Raw genomic sequence first — 17355 nt, 5'->3', positions numbered from 1 at the left:
ACCGAACAAGGCGGGATAACTATTGCGTGACCGGCTGGGCTGGGTATAATGCCCACGTTTTCCGCATACTACTTTCAGTGCCGAAGTGGCGAAATCGGTAGACGCAGTTGATTCAAAATCAACCGCCGCAAGGTGTGCCGGTTCGAGTCCGGCCTTCGGCACCATTAGTATGTAAATAGACCTCAACTGAGGTCTTTTTTTATGCCTAAAATCCAGTCCCCGCAAGGCTTTGCCCCGCATTTCAGTCAACCGACGTCAATCTGAGTTACCCCACATCAACATGCTTGTGAGTATAGAACCGAGTATATATGCTGGTTCGATAATGCTTATATACTCACGGCAGCACATGGAAGGAATACCATCATGGCCCTGACTGATGCCAAGGTGCGTTCGGCAAAACCTGAAGCAAAGGAATACTCGCTAGTAGACGGCGATGGCATGTTTTTGTTGATACACCCTAACGGCTCTAAATATTGGCGTTTCCGCTTTCGCTTTGGCGGCAAGCAACACCTGATGGCCTTTGGCGTTTACCCAGAGACATCTCTGGCTGATGCCAGACATAAAAGAGAAGCTGCCAGAAAACTGGTTGCGGCAGGCATTGACCCCCGCGAACAAAAACGTGCGGTAAAAGAAGAGTTGGCTAAAGAAGTCTTCACCTTTGAAGTGGTTGCCAGAGAATGGCATGCGACTAATAAGAAGTGGTCTAGGGATCACAGCAACCGTGTTTTGAAAACGCTGGAAGACTTTCTTTTCCCGGCCATCGGTAAACACAACATCACTGAACTTAAGACTCGAGATTTACTGGCACCCATAAAAGCCGTAGAGAAGTCTGGACGTCTTGAGGTGGCTTCGCGTCTACAACAACGCACAACAGCAATCATGCGCTATGCCGTACAAAGTGGTTTGACCGACTACAATCCCGCGCAGGAAATGGCTGGAGCCGTTGCTACAGCAAAACGGCAGCATCGTCCCGCCTTAGAACTTAGCCGTACCCCTGAACTGCTTCATCGTATCGATACCTACACCGGCAGACCGCTGACTCGTTTAGCTATTGAGATGACGCTGCTGGTCTTTATCCGTTCCAGTGAGTTGCGTTTCGCCCGTTGGTCAGAGATCGACTTCGAGACAGCAATGTGGACGATACCGGCAGATCGCGAACCCTTGGAAGGTGTTAAACATTCTCACCGTGGATCTAAGATGCGAACGCCGCACCTGGTCCCGTTATCTCGGCAGGCCCTGGCAGTCCTTGAGAAAATAAAACGACTAAACGGTAATCGCGATTTAATTTTCGTTGGCGATCATGACCCGCGTAAACCGATGAGTGAAAATACGGTTAACAATGCACTCCGAGTTATGGGCTTTGACACGAAAGTTGAGGTTTGCGGCCATGGATTTAGGACTATGGCATGTAGTTCGTTGATTGAGTCAGGGATGTGGTCTAAGGACGCAGTAGAGCGGCAGATGAGCCATCAGGAACGTAACTCTGTGCGTGCGTCTTATATTCATAAGGCGGAGCACTTGGATGAGCGGAGGCTAATGCTGCAGTGGTGGGCCGATTTTCTTGATGCGAATCGGGAGAAGGGGATTAGTCCGTTTGACTTTGCAAGGCTCTATGCAAGAAAAGAGGTTTATGTGAGAAATTAGTTTCATAGAAACTTCCAGTACGAGTGTAAGTTTCTTCCATAAGGCACATAAATGCCGCGAAGTGCCTGTATCAAAGAATGCTTTAATGGGAAAAATGATTCTGGGTTCAAAGTAATATGCAGAGTGATCTTGGCCGATTGGATAGAGTATGGATAGAATATAACTCTATTTTGTACTATTTTTCACCGGCAGGCGTGTTCTAGTGAACTGAGCACGCCTTTGAACTGCTTCATTGAGTGAGAATTATATTTATCGGAGTAAGGGAGGACAAGTTCAAATATTCACGTGAACTGGATAGCCCAAGGCCCGCAATGCTTTATTGGTTCTTCCATTTCTGGGAGGCGTATCATCAGGTCTGGCCCAGCCAACCACTTCAGCAATGGAGTTAATACCGTAATGCTGGAATTTATATTCATCATCTTTACCTGCCAAATAGATCCTTTCCCACATCAAAGAAGGCTTTCCACCGTAGAGTACATAGTTGAGTAATTCCGCAATAGTCATACCTTTTTGATTAGTTTGGCCCATGATCCATTTTGTGAATAAAATAGCACGTTCTTCCTTATTTAAGGATGTTTTGGCAGGCAGGCCAAATGTGTCAGCACTCATTTTTATTACATGGTCCATCGTTGCATGCGTATAGCCGAATATTTTATGAAGTTTATCCTCAGTCAACGAACTAATGCTGTTTTTTGACAAGTGTTTTCGAATAGTTGGAGCATAGATCCCAAGGTGAATATCCTCATTAGACGGAGGAACTGATTGGCTTTTCCACCAGGAAAGCATACTCATCAATGCTGCTTGTGGATTTTTACTGTTAGTACGGTAAAAATCTTCAAAAGGATAAGTATTATCTTGCTGATGAACTTGCTTATAATAATATGCATGTAAAAACTGATCGGTTTGCCAGAATCTCGGTGTATCTTCTGATACCCATATAGGCCTGTAATCATTAATCTGGATTGAGATATTCTGAATGATTGAAAGCGTGCTTTCCCATTCTTTATGAAAACTTTCTTTTCTTTTATCTTTAGTTTTTTTGTTATCAATAAAATTTACGCCGCTCCATTCAGGAACTTTTCGCTTTTTGATAAGCTCTTGCTCTTTTTTCTCTAACTCGAGTTTTGATTTTAATAATTGTCTTTGTTCATTAATAATATCGTTACTAAGATCAACGCAACAGTCAAGAGACGTTAAGTTATCGAAGAATTCCTCAAGTTGCTCAATTAGATTAGAACTGTTTAAATCACTCTCACTGAAGAAAATACCAGCTTCTATGTTTGTATGCCATGCACGATCTGTTAAGTTAGCCGATCCAATATATGCGCCATAACCCTTCCACCAGATGACCTTACTGTGAAGACGATCGGGAACAAGTTTGCAGAAGATATTATTTTTTGTATTAGCAAGAAATTTTGCTAGAAGTGAGGGAGATACAGGGACAGTGTGATCGTATCGCATCCAGATATCAAGGCGATGATGATTTTTTAGACAATGGTCAAGTAGGGCAGTTTTATCATCACCATAGGCTATTGCAGCAACGACACCGTCCATTTCGTAATCCGGAGGGGGTAAAAAAGAACTAAAAAACTGTTTGTTCAATCCATTTGCAATTAGTTTCATTATTATCTAACCGTAGATCATTCCAGATGAAAAACAAGGTTAATGAATATAGTTCGAAAAAATAAACAAGAAAAGACTGACGGGTTATTTAACTGAGGAGTGTGACCCACTCCTCTATATATTTAATTGACACCCAATGCCTTATATACAGCGTCTACAGGATCCGCATAAAAACTCACCTGGAACTTGGTAAATAATTCAGTCGGTACGGTTGGGATATCCTTAGCTGATGCCATAGGGAGCAGTACGCGCTTAGCCCCACTATCGAATGCTACTTGTAGACATGCTGCCAGATCCTGCACTGGTTTAATCACCCCCCCCAGTGTCATGCTACCTAGGACGACCATTTGCTCCTGTACGGGTTTAGCCAGTAGCATAGAGCAAAAGGCAATCAACGATGCAAGGCTGGTTGTTGTGCTCGGACCGGTGCTATGAAGCTCAACCACATGCAGATGATATTCATGCTCAGAGAATTTTGCTGCTGCACTAATACGGCTCAAGTTGCCTTTGAAATAGTCGAAACCAACACGAATAGCTTCTTTGGCCGCAGTATTTGATCCCAAGCCTGAAACGGCATGTTTACCATTTCCCGCCATCATTTGGGTTTCAAACCGGTACAACCCAGTCATTCCTGAGTCCGCCTGGGTGACCAAATGGACTACACCAGGTTTTTGCATACCCGCTGGAATCAGTTCGCTCCCGCCTTGTTCTGGCACACTGACGAAAAATTCTTCCAGACTGTCGTTATCGATATAGCTAAAATTCACATCAAAGAACTCGAGGCCGCCAAGTTTTTTGAGCTGTTCTTTCACCCGGCGTCGTACTTCCATCGCATACGTCAGGCATACGCGTACATCTTCTTTAACGTAAGCACCATCAGGATGCATTAATTTCAAAAGACCAGAGACGGTACGACGTACCGCAATCACATCACGCTGGTTAAGGTTGTTGCCCAACTTGAAGAATTTATCAATCGCATCGGAGAAGCTACGTTTGCGCATTTCTCGCATGTATTCGGCAAGATAGTCAGTGATCAAACCATAGCGGTTGGTGAAAAATTCCGGGCGCATTTTGGGAATTTCCCAGCCAGGAATATAGGCGTGGAAGCGATCAAAAAATGCTGTATCGATCATCGCATCTGGGAAAGGTGCCAGTAGATGACTGGTTTTTACTAGGGTATCCACGCTCTGATTAATGTTGCCAACAAATACCATGGAGGCTTTTCCTTCGATGGAGTCACGTCCGCGAGAGAATGAGCCTGACGCCATGTAATCCTTCATGATCTGCACGCCATCATTATCTTTGAAAGTAATTCCCGCCACTTCATCAAACGCCACAACGTCCCACATGCCAACCAAGCCGATTCTGTGATTACTCATGTTGTAGAACAGGTTGGCTACAGTGGTTTGCCCACCAGAAACGAGTAGCGAATTCGGGGAGCACTCTTTATAAACATGGCTTTTACCGGTACCACGTGGCCCCAACTCGCAGACGTTATAATTATTTTCAACAAACGGGATCATTCGAGCGATTAAGTGCCATTTGGTGCGCAAATCAAGGTTTGTAGGTTCCATCCCCACCGAACGCAATAATACATCAACCCACTGGTCACGATTAAATTGGGCTCGAGCAGTAAAAATCTCGTCCATATCCATATTTGGCATTTGGATAGGTTTGAGAGTCATGAGAGAGAAGGGGGAAGTTTTTTGCCCTTCTTCAAAAAAGTAGTTAACGGTAATCATGCACCAGATACCGCCAGTCAACAGTTTCTCGTTATCTTTCACCATCTGCGAAGGCACAAGAACATCGGTAACGCCAAGATTTGAAAGATGTGCTTCGTACACATTTTTTTTCTCTTTTAGCTTTACTGACACTTTATCGATAATTTTGTGTGAGCCACGCTCACGTATCAGAGACTTCACTTTTTCAGCTTCATCCGGCCTGACATAGTTGTCCGATAAAATGCGCTTAACTGACTGCAAACCCTGTTCCACGACCTCATCATCATCCGAAGCACAATACATCCCGAGCAAGTACTCCAGTACATAGACTGGAACATTCGCCCCTTCTTTAAGTTGTTTAGTCAGGTCTTTACGCACCACGCGACCGCGAAAGTGCTGATTCAATAATGAATCCAGGTCCTGAGCCAATGCAGAGGCCATTTCCATGTTGTTAGCCGAGTTACCCTGCTGTTGCATAACGCCTCACTTAAAAGAAGTCATCCTGGAAGGCCAGATCGATCGTAATCGGGTAGCGACCATACTCTGTCGCGCTGCCCGCATTCTCCAGAATCAGAACATACTTGTTTTTACGATTGAATTCCGTACCCATGAGTTTCATGGTCACATCGCGGGTGCGTTTACCCATATCGTCATTGTCACTATCGAAGCAAACCGTTTCTGTTCCGGAGACGACATGATTATTTTCATCAACGATAAAGATATTCAGCGTGCGCGGTTCATTGAGGTCGTCCACCGCCGTCGTCTGGATAAAGCCGATTTTATCAATGCTATTAACCAGTTTTATTACGTGGTCCCGTGCAACAACGGATACTGGTTGGCGCTGTGGTTGTTTCTCGGCTGCTTTTTTCTCTAACGCGCGAATCTTCAAGACGGGAACACACACTTCCTGCAACATGGCACCGCCATGAACGAAACGTGCACCACCTACAAAGTGGAAACGCTGTACCCCTTTGGGCAACAGGAATTCACTCTCATCGCTTGCGCCTGCGGTATCTGCCAGTTTGCCGTGCCAGCAAAACTCACTTTCAGGCAGCTGATGCCCAATAATAAATCGCTTATTCGCTTCAATCGCATTTGAGGCTTTACTCTCCAACTTCGTTTTATCTTGCTCCACCAGGGCCTGTTGTTGGAACAGGAACCCATGATCGGCAGTGACAAAAATTCGGCTGGCATTAAATCGGTTACGTAAACGTGAGACCAGATCTTTTAACTCAGTGATGGCACTTCGGCAGGCCTCAAACGTTTTATCTTCTGTTGCAGCCTTATCACCAATGGCATCAATAGTGTCGTGCCAGATATACACCACGGAGGCGTTGCGGATTTGATCGTTCACTTCCTGGTTGTTGGCGTTCTGCAAGTCCTTCGCTTTAAGTGCAACACCATTTACCTTTGTCAGGATAGCGGCGCGTTTTTCAAACCCTGAGGTAGACATCCCATCGGCATACACTATGCCGGAATTGTCAGGCTGATAACTCAACGACTCATGAGGTAACAATGCCGCCATACCTAACTGCGTGTAGCTTGGCAACACTCCCGTCTGAGAGCGCAGTTCGGCACTGAAGTGCTTCTCATGATTGATATGTCTGCCCAGCTCTTCCGCTACCTCGTAGCGCAACGCATCTGATATCACGACAAAAACACGTTTCACCTGCGAAGTGTCAAATTGCCGTTTCACATTCTCTTTATAGAAATTACGCTGCAACGGCACGCCGCTAATTTTCCAGGTCTGCATGCGATTTTCCGCTTCCAGCAGTTTGTTCCAGCCACGGCTCAGCTCTGCCAGATACCAGTTGCTGTAAAGCTCTTCAATGAATTTATCCAGCTCATGGAGGATCATCGCCCCTTTACTGTGCACCGGTGCGGCATATTCATTGAACAGGCGGTAGGTCTGATCGAAGCGATAAATTTCGTCGCAGTAGGCTTTCCAGAACGTGCCGGTATCGGGGAAATTAAAACCGTCAGTATAATGATTACGCAGATTCAGCAGGCGCTCAGCTTGGCGTAGTGCATTCCAAATGGAGAGATATTCCGGGCGGGTCTGGCTCCAGTATTTCGCGCTACGCTCTGACACCAGAGCTTTAAACGCGTCCCTGTCCAGGGTCGTGCTTTCTTCCTGTAGTTGAGTCACCAGGCCACGGATAATCAATTGCTCGATAGCTTCGAAAGTGTCACATTTTGCTAGCGCATACGGCGAGCTGTAGTTGTAATGCTCTTTTGGCTGCAGTGTCTGTTGTAAGTCTTCTGCACAATAATCGTATTCTGCTTTATAACGACGATCGTTCCGCCACGCTCCCATAAAGGCTATGGCAGACGCACGACCTGCAGCAGTAGTCAGCACATTTTTACTTAACCACTCACGATGAGCGTCATCACCTTGTGCCCAAAGATCGGTACAGAACAGTTTCAGCAGTAGATTTTCCAGCGTTGGTGCTTCTGCCTGGTAACCCAGTTCTAGACTAAGGACTTCCCAGAGGACCTTATCCAGCCCCAGCTTTTTCAGCACAGCAAAAGTATTCTCCAGAGTACTATCATCCTGCTGACTTGCGGCAACGAACTGCTGGATAAGAGCAAACAGGATCTCTTTGGTTTCAAAGGTGCTGGCTCCGGAAACTACCGCCAGCATCTTCTTATCGAGGGATTTTTCTGTCTCACGTTCGGTGACCCAGCCTTTAAGTAACTGGGTACGTTTGACGGTAAAGAAGGCTTTGCGAATCTGAACATGTTCACGCAACCCTAGTTGCGGGATGCCCAATGAGTTCAGTGTGATCGAGGCATAGTCAGCGTGGAATTCGGTGCTATAAAGGCGGATATCCAGTAGCCAGTCTTGCTCGCGGGCGGGGACTTCGCTGGTGAAATAAAGTAGAAATTTCTGTGTTGGCTCGTCGATTTCGATTCTTTTTTTTGTGGCGAGCACTGAAACGCCGCGCATATCCAGCAGCGAGACGTCGTCGAGATCAAGCTCATTGAGCGAATCGATGAAGCGTTGTTCCGGGTCGTGCCAGAAGACGATGCGATTGTCGGTAAACTTCTGACGAAGCCCTGATTCCAGTTCTTTAAATTGCATAATTAATTTTCTTCTACAGGCAAATTCATTTCATGCCAAATAAAGTCAAGGTCAGCTGGCACCGGCATTTCCCTTAACCATACATCAACTGAGATAGCGCTCCTGAGTGCAAGCAACTGCCTAAACGCTGGCATCACAACAGTATTATAAAATTTTTTGCCGTGAATAATGGTGCGTAACTGTTCATCAACAGTCAGATCTCTGATTTCGGCCAATTTATGTTGATATCTCTCTAACAGCCCCATAGGTTCTAAGTGAGCATGCCAACGTTGGCAATGTGTCAGGAACCCTTGCTCAGTAACCACCTGTCGAGGATCAAGAAGGTCGCGGTTAAATCCAAGCGAGCGCAGCTCATCCCAAAGCGGATTGATAATGGCCCATGCGGCACCAAACTGAATCCAACTTTCAAGATTTGTGGTAATTAGCGCCGTAATAGCCTGTATAGCGGCTTCCCGCTCGGTGGGGAGATTTGCTTTTTGCTTAGGTGGCAGTCCGAGCCAAAGTTCACTCGGAACAACAAGATAGTTTTCAATGCAAAATCTGGGCAAAACTAACAGGTTACGAAGTTGCTGTTGCCTCTGGCTAATTTGAGCATTATCCCACTCATCTCTATCCACAATGCCCAGCCATGTCGGCTGCGCTGCAAGGATGTCTACAACGTTACGTTTGCCGCCAACTTCGGCAAGAACCCAGTTTGTTTCCCATTGGGGGTCGACTTTTTTTAAGAGCTGGGTAAAAACGATTTCGTCCGTTTTGCCTTCAACGATTAACGCTCTTTTTCCATCGCGGATCTTTTCATCAAGGATAGTTTTGATATGCCACTCAAACTCCTTCATTAATCATCACCTTTTTCAACCGAAAGAGGATAGCGGAGTCCTAAACTTTCGTAGCGTTGCCAAACATCGGTAGCATGAGAAGTCAAAATAAGCTGGCCGTGCTTTTTCTGGATAATGTTTTCCAGTGTCGCAAGCAGAGGCGAAACCAGAGAAGGGTGAAGGTGCAGATCCGGCTCGTCGATTAATACGACGCCACCCGGCTGAAGCCAACGTTGAACCATAAAGAGCATGATCAAAACTTGATGCTCGCCAGAACTCAGTTCATCCAGCGTATGAGTATCACCGTTAGCCAGTCTGACTTGCTGACGCTGTCCAGGTTGGATTTCCTCTTCAATGATTTTCCCTGAGAAGAACTGATTCAGGGTTTTCATCATCTCCGGATATTGTTCAGGGAGAGTCGCTTTCATGTTAAATAGCGATGCTTCAAGCTGATCTTTCCAGTCAGTGGAGGGAGAGTAAGTAGCTAACCAATTTTTACTTAGGTCATCAGGCGCTAACGAAGAAAGATTGCTCTTTGGGGTAATCCAGCGGCGTTCTTCTGCATCCAGATAGATGATATTTGGAACTGTCAGAGCCATGCCTGAATTGAGCCTTCCGAGTACAACTTGTGCACGAGTAATCGAAAGTGTCTGCAACCACTCATCAAGTACGTAATCGGTGACAAAGCCATTCTGAGTCATCAGACTAGTTTTCTTTTTCCCCCCACTAACTTCGCCAATCCAGGTAGTGTTGGACGGTTGTTTAGCTATAAGTTTATCAACAGCATCCTCATTTCCGAAGAATAAACCAACACGAATAGGGGACTGGTTAGAACATTTCAGATCGGAGAAAACCACGGCAAAAGTGCCCCAGCGTTCGAGCCATTTTCTTGCAGAATGGCTCGCAAGCATTGGCTTTTTATGATCAAGCCAATACCCTAATGCATCCCACAGCATAGCAGTGCCGCAAAGTAGCGTCGATTTACCACAACCGTTCGGACCGGTGAGCAGTACGTTCGATTCAATCTCTCCCGACCAGTCACTCTGGAAACTAATCTCACCGTCGGCCAAAGGACCAACGGCCTGTGTATAAATCGCCGCTATTTTCATCAAATCTCCTCAGGTGCGCTACCGGTAATAGCCTTCACATCTGCCAGCAGATCGCCAAATTTTCCGTAGTTAACCTTAACGCCGTCATCTAGATCAATAGTGATACGCATATCAGCATAGTGGCGCAAGCGGTCGTCAAAGTTGCGCAGCTCATTGAATTTTTTGGTCAATCCATCGAGCTCTTTTTTCAGGCGCGTGGTTGCTGCTCCCGATTCGACGCTTTTAAGCTGATCGCTAACCAGATCGATATTGCCCTGATAACGGGCCAGCAGCGGAACCACATACTCGGTACGCATACGTGACAGCGTGGAATCATTATAACGGTGCAGATAGACTAGGCACTCAAACGCTTTTTCTTTACCTGAGCTGAATAGCCAATAAATGGGGCGCTTTTTGTACATCTTCATATGATCTTTCCAGAACTGCGTGGAAAGATAGCGGCGAATGGTATCCAGCGAAGACTCACCTTTTTTCGGCTTGATAGCATATAAACAGAGGCTTTCGGCGATAAATTCGAGGTTTTCTTGTAAGTGTTTTTCACCCCAGACGGTAGATACAAATTCTTTGACGCGAGCGGTAACATCGTCGTCAAACCAGTCGGAGTCCATTAATGGCAAGATGCCGTCTTCATCGGCAGGGAAGGTTTTGTAGGCACCTTCGGCGACTAATTCGGCAAAACCTTTGTTGCCTTCATGGGCGTAGACCAAGCCTTCGCGATCGAGGGAGTAGCGGCCCATCATGCAGCCAGTGGAGTAAGAAATCAGGGATACAAAGTAATATGATCTCATTCTTATAAGTTTATCGTCTGATTCACCCGGGTATTTATAATCCGGATTGACATTCAAAGTTATCTCATCGAACGAAACATAAGAGCTCAATTCTGATTCTAGTCCATATTCATGAATGATTTCCTTATTATTAAACACTTCAAGCTGCTGAACTTTCTCTATTAATTTTTTTGATTCATTGATGAATTTTTCGTAAACATCACTTAAGGTATCTAACTCGTTGAAATTAAATGAAGAATGCTGTTTGAACCCCCATGATGTTTCTTCGGAGTTCCAATCCATCTCAGACAACGATATCAAATTGATAACATTTTCGATAACTGCAGGGCTCAATTCTTTTTTAAATGGAAGCTTTCCAACAGGACCTTCATGGTAGTCTAGTGTTGGAGACAATGACTTCAAGAAGTAGTTAACTAGTTTCGAATTTCCGAATCCCAGAATTGATAATAAAGTCGCTTTGTTATCAGCAAAACAAATAGCACCTTTCGTTTCTGAAATAAATCCTACTGGACTATATCTTATAGAAAAATCACTCGATGAAATCGTAGACCATGTGGCTCCCTCCCTAAAATAAAAAGGAATATTTTTGATCGTTCGTGTGGGAGAACCATATAAACTTGCTGCAAAATCCAGTAATTCTCTCCCATCATTTTCCCAATTAACAAGATAATCATGGTTTCCAAACCATTTTCTATACCCCCCTCCTTTTTGGCATGGAAACCACTTCGCTCCAGATTTTAACGCATCATTACGATCTTTAGCTGAGAAATTAATTTTTGCCATAGATGGTTCATGCCATAATTTTAAAAATCTATTATTATCTGAAGTAGCTAGCCCTTGCCTAGGTTTTGCAATGGAAGATAATGAAGGTGACTGCACAAAAATATCTCGATAAACATCGCTTACCCAATAAGCAATTGGAGCACCAGGGATTTTTTTAAAATCATCTTGTAAGGTTTTGTCAAAAGTATTATTACGTTCTAGTAAAGCAGTTTTCTTTTGCTCTTCATTACCTTCAATCAAACGGAAAAACAAAGGTTGGTAACTATTTGTATGAAGATTATTAATAACCCATGCGGTAGTTTGAACAACTTCTCCAGAGATTTGACCAAAGGCTCGAGCCCCCAAATGCGCCATGGTGACAAACGTTTTATTATCTAGCAACCAGCTGCGTAGTGCTTCATAGCTCGACAGGAACATCCATGACTGCATATTCACCTGCGCATTGAAACCATTCTCCTTAAGTAGAGAAAACGCATGCTGCATAAACATCGCAAACAAATCTGACTTGCTGTCCGGGAATTGTTTTTTAGCAAATTCTTTTAGCTCGCCATTCATCCCTTTCCCGCCCATATATGGCGGGTTCGCCACAACCGCATCGTAACGCTGCGCCAAAATCCACGCCTGCTGAATATACGGAATCAGCTCCGCCGCCGCTTCTTTCTGCGGGATATCACCCTCGACAGCCAGACGATACATTCCATCCAGGAATGTCTTCAGCGCCGCTTCATCTTCCTGCGGCACCTGAATCAGCGACCCCAGAGTTTTCGCACTGGTGAACAGCGCCAGCGTACGCATCAGTAGGTTATATTCCGCGCTGTCGGTATTGGCCAGTGCTGGCCCTTCAGGGAACATCTGGCCCGTGGTGCCGCGCTGTACTTGCTGATGGAAATTCAGCTTTGTCCACAGCTCAGCGATATCCAGTTTACTTTCCTGCAGGGAAACAATATTCAGCCGCACGCCACGGTTTGGGCTCAGAATACGGCGGTCATCCTGACGCGCCAGCATCAGCATCGCAAAGCCGGAGAGTTGTGCGGCGCGGTCATCGATATCTAAGCCAAAGATATTGTTTTCAAGAATTAGCTGCGGAATATCGCGGGTACGGTAACCGCGCTCTTCGTAAATAGCTTTTAGCACGTTATAGGCTTCGGTCAGGATATGCCCGGAACCACAGGCCGGGTCCAGAACCTTGATACTTTCTGGATCAATGCTGGACGGAGTAATTGAAGCCAGCTGTGCCTGCACTTCTGCCGTTTGTTCCGCTGGCTCGATGTAGTAGGGCATTTTGCCTTTCAGGCTGGAGTCCGGATAGGTTTGCAGCCACTGGCGGCCCACCGAGTTCTGCACCAGATACTGAACAATCCAGTTCGGGGTAAACAATTGGGTAGCGGCGGGAATGTCTTCGCTCTTTACCACCTTACCGATCACGTCGTCTTTTTTCTCGGAGATGTAGAACTGATACAGCCAGCCAATCACTTCAACCTGCGCCCAGTCTTCTTCAGGAATGGTGTCCACCAGCCCGCGCAGAATTGAGTCGGTGCGGGTCAGGTTATCCGGCAGCACCAGTTCGATATCATCATTGACCGCTTCAAACAGGAAAGGCATCGCGCCCTGAAGTGCATGGCATTGTGCCAGCAGCAGTTCACGGTACAGCTCTTCGTCACGATCGCCCGCCAGCTTCATCTCCACCAGGCGCGATTTGTCCAGCCCCAGAGCATCCGCCACTTCTGGTACATGATCCAGCACCTCAAAACCACCTTCCAGTGTCGGATTTGTATGAGACAACATACGGAAGCCGTGATCCAGATAACCATGTAGTTCCATATAGCGGATGGCACAGAAGCGGTTAAACCAGGTGTAAGCGATGTGCTCTACCAGCACTTCGTAACTCTGTTTTTCTGCTCGTTTAACTAGGCGTTCACGACGTGCCGTTAGTGATTTTTCCAGCGAGAACTGACCATAACGCACGCTGTCGCCAAGAACTGTCGCCTGCGAAATTTGCAGGTTGTCTTTTTTATCGGTCTCAATGCCCAGCGTGGTCAGCTTCTGCATGACCGCATCGCGGAACTGTTTACGTGCCACTGGGGCGTATTTTTTGATGTTTGACGTATTCATGTGAAGTCCTGAATAGGGCAGACAGCATCTGCCCTGAAAATGGAGGTGTTACTGAAGCTGTACGCGTTCGCCTGCGTTAATGGCATCCATAAGCGTTTTGCGTAATTGTTCCAGCGCTTTGTCTACCTGCTCAGCGCTATCCAGCGTTGCCACACCGGCAGCTCGTTCCATCGTTTTACGCGTGTTCACGTAGATGGTCTTTTTCAGCTTGGGTTCAGGCTTAACTACGGGGTCGATAATCCCTGGCTGAGGGATGGGTTTTGGTTCAGGCATTTTCTTACGCTGTTCTTCAACCCAACCGTTCAGTCGTTCGTTTGCTTTAAATTGCAACGCCCGAACCTCAGCTTGCTCTTCCATAATCTGCGGGATCAGACCGTTCTGCTCCACTTTCTTACGCGATTGCTGCATCGGGTGCAAAAGCGAGTGCTGCAAATCAGCAGGGACGTGCATCTCCTGCATGCTTTGCTTCAGCTCATTGATATGACCATCTATCTGCAACAGCGCATGGCTTCGGTACTCTTCCACCAGGCGCTGGTTAACAGACTCAACGGTTTCAATCAGCGGGATAATACGATGCAGTTCACCGTAAGGTCGCGGCTTCCCGTAGATAGCCTCCAGTTCCCGAAGTGTATTTTGGGCGGTATCGTTTTTTTCCAGCGCATTACGGTTAGCTTTAAAACTGCCGTTCAACGCGGCACTCAGACGTTGCCAGGTTGCATATTGGTTTTTGTAGAAGCTGACCAGATCGTCCCAGTCTTCTGCGAAATCTTCGAGGTCGCCAGCCGCTGCGGTCACTTTTTCAATAACGGCATACTCTTCTTTCTCACTGAGGATCCCGTTCAGCAATACCAGGCCTTCCTCTATCTCTTTACGGCCAGGGTTTTGTCCACTCTCTGCACGAGTTTTAAAAACGGTGAGTTCGCTCTTCCAGCGGCCAAAGAGTTCTCGAATATGAGAGACCAACGACTGTTCTTCACGCTCGTTAAACGGTTCTCCGGCAATCTCAGCCATCAGCTGCGCAGCTTTAGTCAACTGCGCTTCGTCGTGGCGACGAACTTTATGCAGGCGCAAATCGCTATAACGACGTGAATTATTAAATGCATCCCACGCCTGCTTCAGTGTGATTTCGCTGCCTTGCAGAGTGAAGCTGTATTTACCGGCACGCGCCAGACGAGCCACCAACAGTTTGACTTCATCTTCTGGCCAGCCGTAATGACGGCGGCCAAAGGTAGTGAGAATGTCCCGCAGATAAACAGGCTTATGAGTTTCAATACTCATACTGATCCAGTTATCCACTTCACGCATCGCCTCTGGATTGGACTCTTCCATTTCCCCCAAATCAAGCTGGGTATCATTTTCTACCGTTAGCAGTGCATGGGTCTCACGGTTTACATCCCCGGTACTGAGACGCAACATTTTAAGTTTGGAGAAACTGTTTTCGATTACATATCTGCAGGCGGCATCAACAATCGTCGACGGCGAGGAGGATTTTTTATCCAGCCGTTCGCCCAACGCCCAGACATCGGCCTGCGCCAGAAGGGCTTCAATCTGCGTTTTGAGTGTTTTTTCGCGCATGCCATTTTCACGGCCTTTTTCGGCCAACAACGTTGCTTGCTCGGGACGTTGCCCGCTTTGTTTACTGAGGAAAGATTTGGTCTGTGCATACATGGTCAGGTCTTGCCAGGTACGGGCTTCATCAGGCAGACAAATCAGAATGCAGTCTTTACTATCCGTCATCAGCAGGCTGTTGGAATGTGCACTTCTATAGCTTTCGTAGTTCGAGTCCAAAGGCGTGAGAACCTTCACCACCAGATCGTTAAGGTTTGCACCATCCAGCGGGTGTCCGTTACAGAAACGACTGATATCAAAATCCTGCTTGTTCGCCGGGTAACGGTACTTTTTGTTCTTCAGGATCTCGTCAAAAATGATAGTCGAGAGCTGTTTATTGATGGTGGTGAATTCAATGTCGATATTGCGGATTTCGTTTTCAATCTCTTTCTCTTCATTGGTGAGGAAAACGAATTTGTCATCAATACGCGAGATCAGCATTTCAGCCTGCAGACGATTAAGGCTGGCTTCAATCTGTCGACGCAGTTCCACTTTATCAGTATCAATACGATCGATGGAGAGCGTGACGAGGTTATCAAGAGTACTTTTCAGGACGTCAACGTAGCGGATCAGGAACAATGTCTTCAACAGTTTGCCGTCAAATTCCGTCAGTGACGGAGACTGGCAAGCCTGAATGATAGTGCGGCTAACCGCAGGTTCAAGGAAGCTTTCAATCGCGGAGTAGAAACGCCAGAACGGGACCAGGCTGTCCAGACCATCGGCAGAAATCTGCACAGCTGCTGACTGGAAGGCATCCAGCAGAGAGCGCTCCCCCATTGCCAACTGCTTACCCGCAGCCCCTTTGGTACGGATCGATTCAAAGACCTTTTGTAGGATCTGGTACTGCCATGGCACAAACGGATAGTTATCAACGAATTCTTTGCTGTTGGAGTAAGCGCGCAGCGTGGCTGTGGTGGTTGTGTCGAACGCCAGCTGGTTACGTAGAATGTCACCTTTCTCCTGCCAAACAGCTTCCAGCGCCGGTTTTGCCGCCTCGGTTTTCACCAATAGTCGTTTCTGGATAACTTCTGAAGTATTGGAACTGGAGAGCTGTAAGCGTGTGGAGAAACGTCCCTGGATTTTGGAAAAATCCTGACCGTCACGGCTACTCATACCGCCAATCGCGGCATTGATGTCAGCCTGAGAGGTGACAATCACCCATGCGCGACCACCGCAGATAACGCCCAGGTTTTCCGTGATAGTTTGCAGCTTCAGCATCATCTGGGCATCTTTGCCAATGAACTGACCAACCTCATCGACCATAAACAGAATGTTACGGTTACCCTGGATCTCGAGCCACTCTTTCACCCACGTACAGAAGTTCTTAATATCCAGCGGGAAGTTCTTATCCAGTTGTTCGATCCACTGACGAGAGGATTCCTCACTCTGTTTGGTCGCGATGCTTAATGCTTTCGCCATCTGATCGTTGATCATCAGATAGACATCGCGTTCATCTTCCCAGCGAGAACCGGTAATGTCTGCAAAGGCGGCTTTAAACGTATCAAACTGATCGCGTTTATCGAGCTCGCGTTCCAGATGTGCAATGTGCGGGAAGTCCCCGCAATAGCCTGCCAATTCGTTAAAGACTTTCAGGAAAACTTTTAGGATCGCATCAACGCCATCTTCAACGTTTGCGCGCGAGTCAATATTGAACAGCACCACATCGGTCGGGTGTTGAACCGCTTTGCGAATATCGGCCAATAACAGTGCATCGTCGATTTTCTCTTCAAAGAAAGAGAGCGCTTTGCGTGTTACGCCATTGTGGCTGACCTCGCGGTTCGCCAACAAATAAGAAAGGATTTTAATGAAGTGAGATTTACCGGAGCCAAAGAAGCCGGAAACCCAAACACCCATCTTATCGGCAAGTTGCAATCTACCGGGGCCTGTGGCGGGGGCGTACACCTCGAAAAACTGGCGTAGGTGACCGTCCAGTTCTCGGGTGATGACATACTCATCCAGTTCAACCCAGGCACTTTCGTCATCGGTCTGCTCGGCTTTAACCACGCCGTTAATATTACGTTTTAGCGGTTTTTCGAAAATCTGTTCAATATTCATTGCTGTCGTCTT

Annotated in this window: 8 protein-coding genes and 1 tRNA gene; 2 read left to right on the top strand and 7 right to left on the bottom strand. The window is 46.6% G+C overall.

The features are described 5' to 3' along the window. Positions 1-79: 79 nt before the first annotated feature. Positions 80-164, top strand: a tRNA-Leu gene (locus UC14_RS06710). 199 nt (positions 165-363) lie between these two features. Then, the gene (locus tag UC14_RS06705) at positions 364-1644 is read left to right on the top strand and encodes an integrase arm-type DNA-binding domain-containing protein (RefSeq protein WP_112197434.1); all 1281 of its coding nucleotides are present in this window, start codon (positions 364-366) and stop codon (positions 1642-1644) included. A 273-nt stretch (positions 1645-1917) separates the two neighbouring features. Here the strand turns inward: UC14_RS06705 and UC14_RS06700 are convergent, their stop codons facing one another. The 7 genes from UC14_RS06700 to brxC form a co-directional block, all read right to left on the bottom strand. Then, entirely contained in the window at positions 1918-3267 is a 1350-nt protein-coding gene (locus UC14_RS06700) for a phospholipase D-like domain-containing protein (protein WP_112197433.1), read from the bottom strand. Between the two features lie 122 nt (positions 3268-3389). Next, positions 3390-5465, bottom strand: a complete 2076-nt coding sequence (gene brxL, locus UC14_RS06695; protein ID WP_112197432.1) for a protease Lon-related BREX system protein BrxL — start codon at positions 5463-5465, stop codon at positions 3390-3392. Between the two features lie 10 nt (positions 5466-5475). Beyond that, positions 5476-8073, bottom strand: coding sequence for a BREX-1 system phosphatase PglZ type A (gene pglZ, locus UC14_RS06690; protein ID WP_112197431.1), 2598 nt, complete (start codon positions 8071-8073; stop codon positions 5476-5478). 2 nt (positions 8074-8075) lie between these two features. Next, on the bottom strand, positions 8076-8909 hold the full coding sequence (locus UC14_RS06685) for a DUF4435 domain-containing protein (protein ID WP_112197430.1): 834 nt from the start codon (positions 8907-8909) through the stop codon (positions 8076-8078). Beyond that, a complete protein-coding gene (locus UC14_RS06680; protein WP_112197429.1) occupies positions 8909-9997 on the bottom strand; it encodes an ATP-binding protein in 1089 nt (362 codons plus the stop codon). The genes UC14_RS06685 and UC14_RS06680 overlap by 1 nt, the downstream gene beginning before the upstream one ends. After that, entirely contained in the window at positions 9997-13680 is a 3684-nt protein-coding gene (gene pglX, locus UC14_RS06675) for a BREX-1 system adenine-specific DNA-methyltransferase PglX (RefSeq protein WP_112197428.1), read from the bottom strand. The genes UC14_RS06680 and pglX overlap by 1 nt, the downstream gene beginning before the upstream one ends. A gap of 48 nt (positions 13681-13728) precedes the next feature. Continuing rightward, positions 13729-17343: a BREX system P-loop protein BrxC gene (gene brxC / locus UC14_RS06670; protein ID WP_112197427.1), complete on the bottom strand. Its 3615-nt coding sequence runs from the start codon at positions 17341-17343 to the stop codon at positions 13729-13731. Between the last annotated feature and the right edge of the window lie 12 nt (positions 17344-17355).

Source organism: Rahnella sp. NRRL B-41462 (assembly GCF_003263525.1).
GTDB lineage: Bacteria > Pseudomonadota > Gammaproteobacteria > Enterobacterales > Enterobacteriaceae > Rahnella > Rahnella aceris.
Note: the sequence above shows the minus strand (reverse complement) of the source record. Positions and strands in the feature narration are given on the sequence as shown.